General features: G+C 73.9%; 1 protein-coding gene. It reads right to left on the reverse strand.

Annotated features, from left to right (window positions below):
- Positions 1 to 47: 47 nt before the first annotated feature.
- Positions 48 to 884, reverse strand: a complete 837-nt coding sequence (locus AC13HU_RS37625) for an alpha/beta hydrolase (protein ID WP_483046499.1) — start codon at positions 882 to 884, stop codon at positions 48 to 50.
- Positions 885 to 997: the final 113 nt, after the last annotated feature.

Genomic DNA, 997 nt, shown 5'->3' on the forward strand with positions numbered 1-997 from the left:
GGTCAGGATGGGCCACCAGGTGTGGTGGAAGGGGGCGTCCGGGGGGATCACGCCCGGCCGCCGTGCTCCGCAAGTCCCCTGGTCAGCCACCACGTGGTCACCTCGACCGCCTCCGACTCGTGCTCGGGCGTGTGGAAGCCGTGGTCCGCGCCCGGCATGGGGTGGAACTCCCAGCCGGGGAGGGCCTCGGCGGTCCGGCGGGCGATGTGGTAGGAGACGTAGCCGTCCCGGTCCCCGTGGACCACCAGCGCGGGCGGGCTGCCGGCGGCGTACGACTCGATCGGGCGGTAGTGCGCCATCTCCGCGAACAGCACCCGGCCCAGCGCGAAGCGGCCGCCCAACAGCAACTCCCCTTTCTCGGCAAGGTTCTTCAGCTGTGCCGGCCCGAAGTTCGCCAGACCCCAGGGCAGTTCGGGTTCGAGGAAGGTCCGCCGCAGGTCGAGCACCGGGTTCCACAGCACCAGCCGGGCCAGTTGCCGGCCGAGCCACGGCATCGACAGCCCGGTCGCGACGGCGCCGAAGCTCGCCGCCACCACGGCCGTCGGCCCCGGGAACTCCCGTGCGGCGTAAGCCGCGACCGCCTCCAGGTCGAGCATCTCCCCGGCGATCGTGACCCCTTGCGGGCTGCCGCCGCTGCCGCCGTGCCCGCGGAAACTGAACTGTACGGCGGTCAGGCCCGCACCGGCCAGCCGCTCGGCCAGCCGGGCGAACGCCCCGCCCTCGTCCAGGTCGGCGGCGATGCCGTGCACCAGCAGTACCGTGCCCCGGGGACCGGCCCCGGACGTTCCGGATGCCTCGGACGCGCCGGCCGCGGGGTGGTGCACGGCGGTGTCCAGCTCGATCCCGTCAGGTGCGACCACCCGCACGCGGTGTACGTCCGTCACGTGACTCCCTGCCTCCTCGGCGCCTTGGCTGCCCTGCGTTGCGGTTTCCCGGTGCCGCGGTTTCACTCGCGTCGCGACGTTCTCCCGGCTGCGCCCGGCGCGGCCGTGTCCCG

This window comes from Streptomyces sp. NH27 (assembly GCF_056859195.1).